Source organism: Galbibacter pacificus, from assembly GCF_029603165.1.
Taxonomy (GTDB): Bacteria; Bacteroidota; Bacteroidia; order Flavobacteriales; family Flavobacteriaceae; genus Galbibacter; species Galbibacter pacificus.
This window is the reverse complement of sequence record NZ_JAQSVC010000006.1, coordinates 202,476-216,221: the sequence shown is the minus strand read 5'-3', so window position 1 is coordinate 216,221 and position 13,746 is coordinate 202,476. Positions and strand designations below refer to the sequence as shown.

The following is a 13,746-nucleotide window of genomic DNA, read 5'->3' as shown; positions in this document are numbered from 1 at the left end:
GCAGGGATAGCAGCGTAAATCCTTTTGTGAGGCACGAACAAAAGATTGCAGTGGATAGCCCGGCCGGAATGAAATGGAGGGCCCGCCAAAATAGTATTAGCTAAGTGCATCGTGAAAAATAATGCCCAATGTATGCCTTTGGCCATGGTGCAATTGGCTAACCCCGTGCTTTATGCGGGCACGGTAATAGCCTTTTGTGCCCTTTATGGGCCTAAAGTTGGTGGTAAAGATAAGCATATCTCCTTTTTGGGGCCTTAAAACCATTGCCTTGGATTGTGCCCTTGGCGTTTGCTGGGTAAGCACAAACTCGCCGCCCGAATAGTCAATATCGGGTTGGTCTAAAAACAGGACTGCTTGCAGGGGGAAGTATATGTCTCCGTACAAATCCTGATGCAAGGTGTTAAAACCTCCTTTGCCGTATTTTAATATAAGGGGCGTTGGCTTTAATTGATTGTTTTTGTGGCACTGTTCAAGTAATTCCTGTAATGTTTCCGGGAATTTTCTGTCAATCTTTAAAACTTTCATCCACAAATTGGCAATTGGCGCTAATTTTGGGTATAATCCTTGGCGTATTTCCCGTACAATTTTGGGCAAAGGGTAATTAAAGTATTTGTATTCGCCCAAGCCAAAACGGTAACGTTCCATGACCACGGTTTTTCGGTATGCACTTACCGATGGATATAGGCCGGTTAAGGTATTGCATTGCTTTTGGTTTATAAATTTGGGCACAATTGCATAACCTTTTTCGTGCATTTGGGCAGTTACCGTATTCCAATCTATTGTTTCTATTTTAGTGTTGATGCTTTCCATTTATTCTACGTTTGTTTTAGCGGCCTCCCAGCCAATTATGGCAGATTTGCGGGTGCTTCCCCACATATAGCCCCCCGTGTTCCCGGTAGACTGTATAACCCGGTGGCACGGGATTAAATATGCTACGGGATTGTTACCAATAGCGGTCCCGATGGCCCGTGATGCCTTTGGCATGTCTATTTTTTTGGCAACGGCCCCATAGGTCGAGAGGTTTCCCTTGGGGATTTTTAAAAGGGTTTCCCAAACTTTTAGTTGAAAGGGAGTGCCTTTTAAATGCAACTTTATTTGGTTGCCCTTGCTCCAATCTTCACGGAAAATGAAAAGTGCATTTTGTTGGATTTTATCCACCATTTGATGGTATTCGGCATTAGGGAACCTGCTTTTTAACGTATAAAAGGCTTCTTCCTTGTTGTTTAAAAAAGCCATATGGCAAATTCCCTTTGGCGTGGAGGCTACTATAATTTTCCCGAACGGGCTCTCGGCAAAACTGTAGTTTATACGTAGGTTTTCGCCTTTGTTTTTGTACTCGCCGGGCGTCATTCCCTCTATGTTTATAAATAAATCGTGTAAACGGCTAGTACCCGAAAGTCCGGTTTGGTAGGCAGTGTCGAATAAAGTGGCCCGACCTTTGTTTAACAACCGTTTTGCATATTCAATGCTTAAATACTGCATAAATTTTTTTGGACTTACCCCCGCCCAATAGGTAAACAACCGTTGAAAGTGAAACGGACTTAAATGTACCTGCCCCGCTATATGCTCTAAAGAAGGCTGTTCCTTAAAATGCGCCTTAATATACTGTATGGCCTCGGCAATTCTATTGTAATTGAGTTCTTCTTGCGGTGTCATTTTTCTTTATGTTTAATAGAAGCAAAAATATATTGCTTTTGAAGGCCTTAAAACCTGATTCTTGCTAAACATATATGTTTTTAACTGTTGGTATTGTTCATCTCTTATAAAAGTAACTCTATTTTAATTGCCAAAAACAAGTAATCCCTTCGGATTATCTTGAAAAAAGAACAGCTATCCCACTGGCCTGTACACAAATATTGTAACAAATGTGGTCCTGGCTAGTCTTCATAATAAACAATAGCCTTATGAAGCCATTAACGGTGTTATTTTTATGCGTAACATTCGCCATTCAAGCACAGAAAAGCGAAAATGAAAACAAAATTGAAGTACTAACACTTGCCACGTTCCATTTTAACTTCCCAAACCTAGACGTGCAACAGGTTGAAGATTCCGACAAAATAGATATTTATGAGAAGCGTTATCAAAAAGAAATAAATGAGATTGTTAAAAAACTAAGCGCGTTTAAGCCTACTATTATTGCAATAGAACTTCGACCTGAAGAGCAGGCAAAAGCCGATTCGCTCTATAATTTATTTCTTGAAGGCACCTATAAATTGCAAAGAGCCGAATACCAACAAATAGGATTTAGGCTTGCCAAACAATTAAAGTTAAAGAAACTGTATTGTGTAGATGAGTGGGGCAACTTTACCCAGTCCGTTGAAAAAGTAATAAATGGAAATGACTCCATTAACCGTAAGAAATTTGTAAAATATGTTGAAAACAATCCGGATGCCCCGCTAAAGAACATAAGAAAAGACATATATAAGTCTGAAGGTATTCTGGAAGAACTAAAAATGCTGAACAACCCCGAGGTTATAAAGAAAAGTTTGGGAAATTATCTATTGGGCCCTTTTAAATATGAAATAAATGAAGGTGACTTTTTTGGAGTTGATTTTGAAACGGGAAGATGGTTTAGTAGAAACCTGAAAATATTTAGAAATATACAGCGCATAAAAACCGATCCGTCTGATCGGATTTTAATAATATTTGGGGCAGACCATATGAATCTATTAAACATTTTCTTTGACAGTTCTCCTGAATTTAAGCTCGTTGACACGAACGTTTATTTAAAGTAAGGTTACAAAAAAAACCGCAAAATAAGTACTTTGCGGTTTTTTCTATATCAACATTGGGGTTGTTTGGTATAAAACCCTTTATTTTTTTACCGAAAATTTATATACAGAAACTGTATGGTATTCTTCTCCCGGATTTAAGGTAATAGATGGGAAGTCTGGTTGATTGGGCGCATCTGGAAAATGCTGGGTTTCCAGTGCAAAAGCAGTTCTAAAATCGTCTTTAGCCCCCGACTTGAAGGTGTTTTTGCTTTGCATGAAATTTCCGCTGTAGAATTGTACGCCCGGTTCCTGGCTTACAACATCCATTTCAATTCCAGATTTATCCCCAACAATGGTTGCCACATGGTTCATACTATCTTCCTTGGCACCAGTTAACACATAATTATGGTCGTAGCCCATTCCGTTTTTTAGTTGCTCGTTATCGGTTTCTATGCGTTCCCCAATAGTATGCGGATCGGTAAAATTGAACGGGGTCCCGGCTACCGGTTTTAATTCTCCCATGGGAATCAACCCTGCATCGACCGGAGTGAACTTATCGGCATAAATTTGAACTTGATGATCTAGAATAGTCCCGCTCCCCTCACCATTTAAATTAAAAAAGGCATGGTTGGTTAAATTTACCACCGTGGGCGCGTCTGTAGTTGCGCTGTATTCCATCTTTACGGCATTATCGTTGGTAATGGAATAGGTAACCGTTACGTCCAGGTTCCCCGGAAAACCTTCTTCCATATCGGGGGAATGGTATTTAAGTACCAATGTATGTTCGTTTACCTTTTCGGCGTCCCAAATAACATCCTGAAAACCTTTGTTTCCTCCATGAAGGGTATTCCCATTGTTATTGGTGGGAATTGTATATTGTTTTCCGTTTAAAGTAAACCTTCCCTTTGCAATTCGGTTGCCAACCCTTCCAATAGTAGCTCCAAAATAGGGTTCGGTAGATTCCATATACCCTTTAGCGCTGTTCATGCCCACGACAACATCGGTCATTTTACCATTTTTATCGGGCACCCATAAACCTACTATACGCCCACCGTAATTGGTAAAGGCCGCTTTTAGGTTTTTATTCTGAATCCAATATAATTGTACTTTTTTCCCGTTTACAATAGTATCGAAAGCTTCTGAATTGATTAAAGTTGCAATGGAATCCTTGGTGACTACCTCAATGGTTTCTCCTTGAGATGCTGCCGCTTCTTTTTTGTTTTGCTTACACGCCACTACACTGATTATTCCTGCCAGCAAAAGAGCCATGAATATTTTTGACTTGTACATGTTTATTTATTGTTTAGTTTTTTTATTAAATCTACTTCATCCTGCCTGTAAGGAGTTCCGTCTTTTCTAAATATATCGTGGAACCACTCAATAGGTTCTTCTCCACTGCTTATGGGCGTGTCCCAAGCATAAATGGTATTTGTTTTACCATTTACCAATCCCCAATTTATGGCCCCGATGTTATGCTCTTTAAGCATTGGCAGTATATTGGAAAAACGACTGTCTCTGGTTCTTGCCATGTATTCGGTACAAATAAGCGGACGTCCAAAGGATTCTAATAATTGTATTACGCGCAAGTGCCATTCGGGTGCTTCGTAATCATGGTAGGTAACAATGTCGGAGTTTGTTACCTGAAATTCGTTAAGTTCTTTTTCGTTCCATTTCCAGATACCTACACTTATAGGTTGCGATGGGTTTACCTCGCGTGCCCAGGTAAAAACTTGTTTTAGCAATGGCAAAGACTCGCTGCTTTTGCCGTTGTTTCCGGGTTCGTTGTACAAATCCCACAGCAATACGCGATTGTCGTTGGCAAAAGTTTTTATGATGTCTTTTACATACGTTTCCAGTTCAGGAAAATTTGCCTCGTTTTTTGATGCCGGATATCCTGGGTCCTGCATCCACCCGGAATTATGGGTTCCCGGCTTTGGTTCGCGCTGCTTCCCTATCTTTGGGTTGGCGTCCCAAACGTCATCAAAAATAACCAAGATAGTTTGTATGCCGTGTTTATTTGCTATTTTTAAATATTGGTCTACCCTTTTCTTAAATCCTTCTTTGTCTGCCTTATACGCCAGACTGTGCAAATAGACACGCATGGTGTTAAATCCAATTCCTTCGGCATAGCCTAGTTCCCGGTCGATGGTTTCGGGGTCGAAAGTATCTTCTTGCCACATTTCTAATTGATTAATGGCCGTACTCGGGATAAAGTTGGCACCACTTATCCATTTATGCTGTGCATACCAGTTATTGGCTTTCTCGGCAGACCATTTATTTTTTATAAGCACATCTTTTTTCTGGGCCATCCCCAAGTTGCACATAAGAAGCGTTACAGCTACAATAAGTATTTTTTTCATTGTTCTCTATTTTTATAATTAGTGTTCTTTTTTTAACTATTTGACCACGGGAAATGCAACAATTCTAAGCTTTGTAAAACCAATGGGCACCAAACTGATGGATTCTTCCTTTTTGGAAACTTCGCCTTTATAAAAACCTTCCCTTCCCGTTACCGGTAAATACGCCAAACCGTTAATGGCCTTCCAATCGGGGATTTGTTTTGCATTTACTTTTATTTCAAGTGGTGCATTTTCCAAATTCCATTTAAAGTCATCGTTCAGTCCTTTTGCAATTACTTCGGTATTGTTTGCAATTGTTTTTAATTCTTCTTGAAGCAAACCATAATTCCAGTTAGAATCGGTATGGACGGTAAAATATTTACCTTCATGTTCCTCGTTGCCTTCGTTCCACTTTTCATTTAATTTCAATCCGTAAACCAAGGGGCCACGCTCAATGGCACGCGTGTTTTCTGCCCATTCAGAAGCACGTACTTCCATAGGGAGCTTTAGTTTTACCACATCGCCGTTTTTCCAGCTTCTGTTAAGAGTTACAATTTCTTTGTCCTTCTCGAAAGATACTTTTTCACCGTTAACGGTTATTGAAGGTGCTGTGCACCATTTTGGGATTCTCAACTCAAAAGGAAAGGTTATTTCATCTTCAACAGAAATTTTAAAATCAATTTCGTCTCCAAAAGGATAAGCAGTATCTTCCTGTACGGTTACCGTTTCATTTTTAATAGTGGTCGAAATTGTATTTGGACTGTAAACCAGCGCCGCCAAGCCGTCCTGCTGATTTTTATACCACAAATGTTGTGTAAATTTGGTCCATCCTTGGTGCATGTTAACATAGCAACAGGTATAACCGCTTTTTGCTCCCAAAACATTGTTCATTTCGCGGTTAAACGGCAAGGTAAAAGCATATACGCCCCTGTCTATTTCAATTTGGTTGGCTATTTGGAAGTATTGTTTTTCGTTAAAATCGTCGGTAGTTTGTGCCGGAAGCGCATTAAACGTTGCCTGCTCTAATGCATCCATATAGAATGGGTCTCCGGTAATCCCTATAATTTCTTCCAATGAAAACATGGCCTCGACTATGGCACAAAGTTCGGTTCCCTGTATGGGCGCATTCCCGTGCAGGTCTTCATCGGCAGAAAAAATTCCGTTGGGAAGCCCATGGAGGGTCATTAAATCGCTAAATCCAACTTTGGTAGCTTTTAAGTAAGCCGAATCGCCCGTACGCTGGTAATTTTCGGCAGGTTCCTTTATGGCCATTCCAACATTTACACCATGGCGGTGCATCCAGCTTTCTCCATTGGGGTGCGCAGCAGCGTTTATTACCCAATCGCGGTTGCCCAGCCATTCGCTCCATGCAAAAGACTGTTCTTTAATTTTATTGGCCAGTTGCAACAGTTTTTCATCTTTGGTAATGGTATACAACCATTGTGCAATACGCATGTTTTCAACACCGCGGGATTGTGCCCATTCTGTCCACTTTCCAATTGGGCAGGTATCTAAGGTAGCCCATTGATAGTCGAAATATTTTTTCATGAACGGAATTACACGTTTGTCTTGCGTTGCCGTATAATATTGCTGAATCACTTTTAGCATTACCATTCTCGGCCACCAATCTTCGCCTTTATCGCAATGGGCTATATCTACTTTGTTCCCTGTTTCCCGTTCCCACTCGGTTATGGGACCGAAATAACCGGACGGTCGTTGGTTTTCTATACTCCAATCGATGTACTTTTTTACTTTTTGCTGAAGTTTTTTATCATCCAATTGATAGGCCAACGGTACTGCGCCATCCAGCCAGTAAGGTGTTTCCTCCCAATCATCGCCCTTGCCGCCAAGCCAACCGTTATCAATTTTTATCTTGTCGTAAATCTCGTCCATATGCCCGGTTGAATTATCGCGCATTATGGCTAGCTGGTCTTTAAGCCAACCTTTTGGTTGGATCTCTCCCAACGCGACTTCATTATAAACCGACGCTACATAGTTGGTTGTTTTTAATTCAACTTTATCCTTGCTTTTCGTTTCTTTATTGCACGATAGGAACATTAATGTTGCCAAAACTGAAACTGCAATGAATTTACTTTTCTCGATGTTCGTTTTCATAATTATTCTGAAGGTGTTGGTAGTTTTGTATCTTCTGAAACAGGCTCGCCTACATACGGGCTTCCATCTTCCTGCCAATGTACCCGTTGCATCCTCGGGGACCTGAAGCCACCGCATCCCTGTCCCGGCTCTGAATTGGCATGGTACAGGATCCAATCTTCTTTCCCGTCCGGTGATTTAAAAAAAGAATTATGTCCGGGTGCATACACTCCGTTTTTTGGAGACTGTGTTAACAGAGATTTTTTTTGTTTTTCCCAACTGGAAGGGTCCAGCAAGTTTTCTTGTCCCGTAAACTTGAGCACACCTAAGCTGTAATAATCGGTCCAGCAACCATTCGCCGAAAAGATTATAAAAATAGCATTGTTATGTTGAAGAAACTGTGGTCCTTCGTTTACATTTACATGCGGTGGGTTTATGGGGTCGTTTAAATCGCCGTGCTTTTCCCAATTAAAAGTCGGAGATGCAATTTTAACACGGTCTCCTTCAATTTCAAGCGGGTTCTTCATTTTGGCTATAAATATGTCCTGTTGTCCATTTTGGTCTCCTTCCCATCCGGACCAGATCATGTAATATTGGTCTTTATAATTAAAAACATTCCCATCTATTGCCCATTTATCTGTTTTTGCGGCTATTTTTCCTTTAAACTCCCAATTATCGGAAAAAGGATCCTTGCTCTCGTTCTCGATAACATACATTCTGTGCGTGTTATTATCTCCATTATCAGCAGCAAAATAAACATACCATTTACCTTCTAGGTAATGTACTTCTGGGGCCCATATATCTTTAGAGTAAAGCCCCGTTTTTGGCGGGGTCCAAATGGTTTTCTTTTCGGCTGAAGCCAAATTTGCCAAATTCTTTGTTTTCCAAAGCACTATTTTGTTTCCCATGGTATGGGTATAATAGTAATAACCATTTACGTGCACACTAAAGGGATCTGCACCCGACGGCAATAAGGGATTGGTAAATTCTTTTTGCTGTGCACATACGGTCAAAGAGCATAGCAGGAACAAAAAATATAATTGTTTCATGATTGTTACGGTTGGTTTTTCTATTTTTTTATTGATGTTATCCTGTTTTGTATATATAATTTGTTGCAACTTCGGTTTTGAACGATACTGTTGAAGTTTATCAAGGCCGTTTATGCTGTTTGGCTTCATTTAATCGCTATTCCTTACCTTTAATTAATTCATAATAATTTATCATCTAAATAATTTGGCGCATTGTACATTGCCATATCATTAAAAAAATACATTTGTTTTTATTGAATTCTCCGTTATATCAAAATAGGCTAAATTAACCGTGTTTATAGCATATCGATTGTGTCATTCTTTCGTAAAATTCGCCCAAAGTGCTACTAAATGTATACTTTTTATGATAGTTGAAACAAATTGAATGGTTATGAAACAAAATGTATAAGTATTATTAGTACATTTTGGCAAAATTTATAAAGTTGAAAAAAAGCCTGCTGTTTTCCATTTTTTTTATGCTCTTGAGCGCTGTTATTTGTGCCCAAGAATACTATTTAAAACATTATCAAGTAGACAATGGCCTGTCTCATAATTCCGTTATATCCTCCTTGCAGGATAACCATGGTTTTTTATGGTTTGGAACAAAGGACGGCCTAAACCGTTTTGACGGTTATTCTTTTAAGCTATATCAAAACGACCCGCAGGATACAACCAGCATAGGTAGCAATTTTATACAGACATTGCATCAATACAAAGGTTTTTTATGGGTTGGTACCGACAATGGTTTGTATAAGTTTGACGAACTGCATGAAACTTTCGAGCTATTGGAGCTTACCCAAAACCAATCTGTCCAGGATATAGAGACCGACGCACACGGAAATTTATGGTTTATTGCAGGTGCAACCTTGTATAAATACAATATTGAGAAGAAAAAATATACAGTTTTTGATCCCGCCGACTTTTTTGGGGCATTGAGCATTACCAAATCGCAGGACAATACGCTCTGGGTTGCTTCTTTTAACCAGCTGTATAAGTACGACCCCGATAAAATATCTTTTACGCCCATGGGAATAGCCCCCATAGAAAACACAATCTTCCCTTTTATAATATCGACCATATATGCACTTAACTCACACACCATTCTCATTGGTACACAAAATCATGGCGTTATAGAATACAACACCCAAAGTGGCACACAAAAAAGATTGCTAGCCAATGAGAGCGGCCCAGTTTATGTAAGGAACTTTGCCAAAAAGGGAGCGGGAGAATTGTGGATTGCAACCGAAAACGGGGTATATATATACAACATTCAAGATAAAACATACGACCATATACAAAAAAAATATACCGATGACTATGCCTTGTCCGACAATGCGGTATATACCATTACGGTAGACAATGAACAGGGCGTATGGATGGGCACCTATTTTAGGGGGATTAACTATTACCCAAAACAATACACGCCCTTTAAAAAGTATTTTCCAAAGCTTAATGAAAATTCTTTGAGCGGGAACATTGTTAGGGAGATTACCAAAGATAAATATGGCAACCTATGGCTGGGTACTGAAGATGCCGGCCTAAATAAATTTAACCTGAAAACCAAAAAGTTCACCAGTTACAATCCGCTTAAAAACAATACCGGGCTTGCCTATTATAACATTCACGGTATACTGCCCGATGGCGATAAACTTTGGGCAGGCACTTTTGAGCATGGCCTGGACGTGCTCGATATCACTTCTGGAAAAGTAACAAAACATTATGGAATGGGCAGTAAAGGTGGCCTGTTCAGCAATTTTGTCTATGCCGTGCACAAAACAAAAAGCAATGATATCGTTATTTTAACTACGGGCGGCATTCAACAGTACAATGCAGGAAAGGATACCTTTGAAGGCTTTAAGCCTATTCCTGAAAAATACTTTTTTAACTGCTTTATGGAAATTAGCGCTACCGAAGCCTGGGTTGGGAGCTATAGAAACGGGCTTTTTCATTATAATGAAGCTACCGGCAGAAAAGAAGTTTATACATACAACAACAAGAATGCAAATAGCATTAGCAGCAATGCCATAAACGATCTTTACAAAGACCACAAGGGAAACATTTGGGTTACTACCGAAAACGGTTTGAACAAATACCGGCCCGAAACAAACGATTTTGAACGTTTTAATACCAAAGACGGCTTCCCAAGTAACGTAATGTACTCCATTTTAGAAGATAACGATTTTAATTTATGGATTAGCAGCTCCAATGGCCTTGTAAAGTTTAACCCAGAAGACTTCAGCATAAAAACATACACCAAAGCAAACGGACTAATGACCGACCAGTTTAATTACCGCTCTGCATTTAAGGACGATAACGGAGACATGTACTTTGGAAGCGTGGACGGCATGGTGTCTTTTAACCCAGACAATTTTATAAAGAACACATACAACCCGCCTATTTTGTTAACCAACCTTAGGGTCAACAACAAAGAAGTTTCTGTAACAGAAAATGGATCGCCGCTCTCAAAATCCATTACCTATTCTGATGAAATCAACCTTAAACACACAGAATCATCGTTTAGCATTGATTTTTCGGCCTTGAGCTTCAATGCCTCGCAAATGACCAAGTATTGGTACCAATTGGAAGGCCTTAACGACGACTGGGTAGAACTTAACAAAAGCCGCACCGCCTATTTTACCAAGCTTCCGCCAGGAAATTACACCCTTAAATACAAAGCCCTTAACAGCAATGGTTCCTGGAGCCGGGGAAAAGACCTCAGAATTATAATTTCGCCCCCGTTTTGGGCCAGTAATACGGCATATGCTTTCTATTTTCTATTTATTTCAACCATATTGTTTTTTGCGGTACGGTTTTATCACAAACAAACCGAAGAAAAAAACAACCGCAAGATCCGCCAGCTCAACAACAAGAAGGAAAAAGAAATCTATCAGGCTAAAATCGAGTTTTTTACCAACGTGGCCCACGAAATAAGAACCCCGCTTACACTTATTAAAAGCCCACTGGAAAAAATACTAAAGACAACGCAACAAAATGGCTTCTTAAAAGAAAACCTCAACATCATGTCCAAAAACACCTCCCGGCTATTGGACCTTGTTAACCAGTTGCTAGACTTTAGGAGGACAGAAATAGAAGGGGTTGACCTTACTTTTGTAAAGGCAAACATAACCGCTATGGTAAAAAACACCCATACGCGCTTTAGCCAGGCCATTGAAGAAAAAAATGTCTTATTTGAATTTTCTTATCCCGATGAGCCCATACATGCTTATGTAGACAGCGAGGCTCTTAAGAAAATTTTAAGCAATCTCTTTAACAATGCCATTAAATACGCCAAAAACAAGGTATTTGTAACCCTAAAAAGAGACGAGGCAAGCTTTATCCTTATTGTTAAGAACGATGGAGAGCTTATTCCTGTCCATTTAAAAGACAAAATCTTCGAACCTTTTTTCAGGGCGCCCGAAGTAACGCACCAAACAGGAACGGGTATTGGCCTATCGCTGGCACATTCGTTAACCGAACTGCATAAAGGGACACTTTCCCTGGATAATACAGATGTGGCCATGAATACTTTTATATTGAAACTGCCCTTGTTCCAGGAAAAGAAATTTGAACTCTATTCATCAAACACCCTTCCTATAAAAGATACAGGGCTCCCTGCAATTTATCATGATGAAGATGATACAGAAGAAGTTAAAAAGACCACCATACTGCTTGTTGAAGACAATGAAGACCTTTTGGACTTTATAGCTAAGGACCTTCGTGAAGAATACTTTGTACACAAGGCCGCATATGCCGAAAAAGCACTGGAAATTATTCAGAACGACAACATACAACTGGTTATAAGCGATGTAATGATGCCCGGAATGGATGGTTTCGAGCTTTGCAAGAAAATAAAAACATCTTTAGAAACCAGCCATATACCCGTTATCCTGTTAACTTCCAAAAGTGCCATAAGCGCTAAGGTAGAAGGACTGGAATCGGGGGCAGATGCTTATATTGAAAAGCCCTTTTCGATAGAATATCTCCATATTCAAATTAAAAACTTATTGGAAAACAGAAAGCACATCATGCAACATTATTCCAGTACGCCATTGGCACATATAAGAAGCATTGCACACTCCAAAACCGATGAATCTTTTATAAAAGCACTGGACAAAGTAATCTATGAAAACATAGCCGACCATAATTTAAGCGTTGAAATACTAGCAGAAATCATGAACATGAGCAGGTCTACGCTCTATAGGAAGATAAAGGACATATCTAACCTTAGCCCTAACGAGCTTATTAACATTACCCGCCTTAAAAAGGCCGCCGAACTGCTCCGGACAGGCGATTACAAAATATACGAGGTATCCGAAATGGTAGGCTACAACTCCCAGACCAGTTTTGGCAGGAATTTTCAAAAACAATTTAACATGACCCCTACCGAATATATAAACAGCAAGGAAGTTTAGTCTATGCACGCTTCTTTTTATAGTAAATCAACCCATAAAATTGATGTTTGCACCCCGCTAAACACTATTCACCTATAAAAATTTAAAAAATTGAAAGCAAAACACCTTATCACAGTATGTTCCTGTGCACTATCTATAGCATTTTCGGCAACGGCACAACAACAGCCCCACACAGCTCCTTCTCCTGTTTACAACGACCCCATATATGATGGTGCTGCCGACCCGGTTATTATCTGGAACAGGCAAGAAAAGAGTTGGTGGATGCTCTATACGGCACGCCGGGCCAATATGCCCACCCCGGACGTATCGGCTTATTACGGCAACAAGGTGGGCATTGCCTCTACCAAAGATCATGGACAAACATGGGTGTTCAGGGGCTACCTAGACCTGGAATTCGAGCGGGGACAAAACACATTTTGGGCCCCCGATGTTGTATACCATAAAGGCACCTACCATATGTACGTGTCGTACATACAAGGAGCAAGGAGCCACTGGGGCGGAAAGTCCAAAATCGTGCACTTAACCAGCAAAAACCTATGGGATTGGAGTTATCAAGGAGGCGTAAGTGCATCTTCAGATAAAGTAATAGACGCTACCCTCTTCCAAAAGGAAGACGGCATATGGCGGATGTGGTACAAAGACGATTCTAAGGGAGGGATTACCATGATGTCGGAGTCCAAAGACCTAAAAACATGGGAAGCAGCACAAAAACCTACAATAGCAGGCGATGCCCATGAGGGACCCAATGTTTTTGAATATAAAGGATACTATTGGATGCTTACCGACGAGTGGCACGGGCTGCGCATATACCGTTCTACAGACCTCAACACCTGGGAAAAACAAGGCTTGATACTCGATACTCCTTCCAAAAGGAAGGACGATACCCCATCTGGGGCACATGGCGATGTAATTACCTTTAAAGACCGTGCTTATATATTTTATTTTACCCATCCGGGGCGTGACAAGCATGGAGTTACCAAACCAGAAAATTCTTTTTATCAAAACCATAGAACCAGCATACAGGTAGCACCAATTACGGTAGAAAATGGCACTTTGAAAGCAAACCGTGACCAACCCTTTGATTATTGGCTTCCCGATGCCGAATAAATAATAGAACACGAATACATATTTTTATAGTGGCCGTACATACATTTTCTCT

The 13,746-nt window shown here is 40.2% G+C and carries 9 protein-coding genes; 3 read left to right on the top strand and 6 right to left on the bottom strand.

Annotation, left to right across the window (positions count from 1 at the left end):
* Nucleotides 1-96: 96 nt before the first annotated feature.
* Together PSF86_RS15885 and PSF86_RS15880 are read right to left on the bottom strand one after the other, a co-directional pair.
* Complete coding sequence (locus PSF86_RS15885) at nt 97-810, bottom strand: 2OG-Fe(II) oxygenase (protein ID WP_277901076.1); 714 nt, start codon at nt 808-810, stop codon at nt 97-99.
* Nucleotides 811-1,656, bottom strand: coding sequence for a bifunctional helix-turn-helix domain-containing protein/methylated-DNA--[protein]-cysteine S-methyltransferase (locus tag PSF86_RS15880; RefSeq protein ID WP_277901075.1), 846 nt, complete (start codon nt 1,654-1,656; stop codon nt 811-813).
* Nucleotides 1,657-1,904: 248 nt separating this feature from the next.
* Here PSF86_RS15880 and PSF86_RS15875 point away from each other — a divergent pair, with 248 nt between their 5' ends.
* The gene (locus tag PSF86_RS15875; protein WP_277901074.1) at nt 1,905-2,735 is read left to right on the top strand and encodes a DUF5694 domain-containing protein; all 831 of its coding nucleotides are present in this window, start codon (nt 1,905-1,907) and stop codon (nt 2,733-2,735) included.
* 78 nt (nt 2,736-2,813) lie between these two features.
* Here PSF86_RS15875 and PSF86_RS15870 read toward each other — a convergent pair whose 3' ends face one another.
* From PSF86_RS15870 to PSF86_RS15855, 4 genes are read right to left on the bottom strand one after another with little or no spacing between them, the layout of a single operon-like run.
* Complete coding sequence (locus tag PSF86_RS15870; RefSeq protein WP_277901073.1) at nt 2,814-4,004, bottom strand: aldose epimerase family protein; 1,191 nt, start codon at nt 4,002-4,004, stop codon at nt 2,814-2,816.
* 2 nt (nt 4,005-4,006) lie between these two features.
* The gene (locus tag PSF86_RS15865; RefSeq protein ID WP_277901072.1) at nt 4,007-5,074 is read right to left on the bottom strand and encodes a cellulase family glycosylhydrolase; all 1,068 of its coding nucleotides are present in this window, start codon (nt 5,072-5,074) and stop codon (nt 4,007-4,009) included.
* Nucleotides 5,075-5,110: 36 nt separating this feature from the next.
* The gene (locus PSF86_RS15860) at nt 5,111-7,168 is read right to left on the bottom strand and encodes a beta-L-arabinofuranosidase domain-containing protein (RefSeq protein WP_277901071.1); all 2,058 of its coding nucleotides are present in this window, start codon (nt 7,166-7,168) and stop codon (nt 5,111-5,113) included.
* Nucleotides 7,169-7,170: 2 nt separating this feature from the next.
* The gene (locus tag PSF86_RS15855; RefSeq protein WP_277901070.1) at nt 7,171-8,196 is read right to left on the bottom strand and encodes a glycoside hydrolase family 43 protein; all 1,026 of its coding nucleotides are present in this window, start codon (nt 8,194-8,196) and stop codon (nt 7,171-7,173) included.
* 422 nt (nt 8,197-8,618) lie between these two features.
* Here PSF86_RS15855 and PSF86_RS15850 point away from each other — a divergent pair, with 422 nt between their 5' ends.
* Together PSF86_RS15850 and PSF86_RS15845 are read left to right on the top strand one after the other, a co-directional pair.
* Nucleotides 8,619-12,587, top strand: a complete 3,969-nt coding sequence (locus tag PSF86_RS15850) for a hybrid sensor histidine kinase/response regulator transcription factor (RefSeq protein WP_277901069.1) — start codon at nt 8,619-8,621, stop codon at nt 12,585-12,587.
* 90 nt (nt 12,588-12,677) lie between these two features.
* Complete coding sequence (locus PSF86_RS15845; protein WP_277901068.1) at nt 12,678-13,694, top strand: family 43 glycosylhydrolase; 1,017 nt, start codon at nt 12,678-12,680, stop codon at nt 13,692-13,694.
* Nucleotides 13,695-13,746 lie beyond the last annotated feature (52 nt).

Bases quoted from the DNA above. Each gene is read 5' to 3' on its own strand.
- PSF86_RS15885 (WP_277901076.1), bottom strand. From the start codon at position 810: ATGGAAAGCATCAACACTAAAATAGAAACAATAGATTGGAATACGGTA.
- PSF86_RS15880 (WP_277901075.1), bottom strand. From the start codon at position 1,656: ATGACACCGCAAGAAGAACTCAATTACAATAGAATTGCCGAGGCCATA.
- PSF86_RS15875 (WP_277901074.1), top strand. From the start codon at position 1,905: ATGAAGCCATTAACGGTGTTATTTTTATGCGTAACATTCGCCATTCAA.
- PSF86_RS15870 (WP_277901073.1), bottom strand. From the start codon at position 4,004: ATGTACAAGTCAAAAATATTCATGGCTCTTTTGCTGGCAGGAATAATC.
- PSF86_RS15865 (WP_277901072.1), bottom strand. From the start codon at position 5,074: ATGAAAAAAATACTTATTGTAGCTGTAACGCTTCTTATGTGCAACTTG.
- PSF86_RS15860 (WP_277901071.1), bottom strand. From the start codon at position 7,168: ATGAAAACGAACATCGAGAAAAGTAAATTCATTGCAGTTTCAGTTTTG.
- PSF86_RS15855 (WP_277901070.1), bottom strand. From the start codon at position 8,196: ATGAAACAATTATATTTTTTGTTCCTGCTATGCTCTTTGACCGTATGT.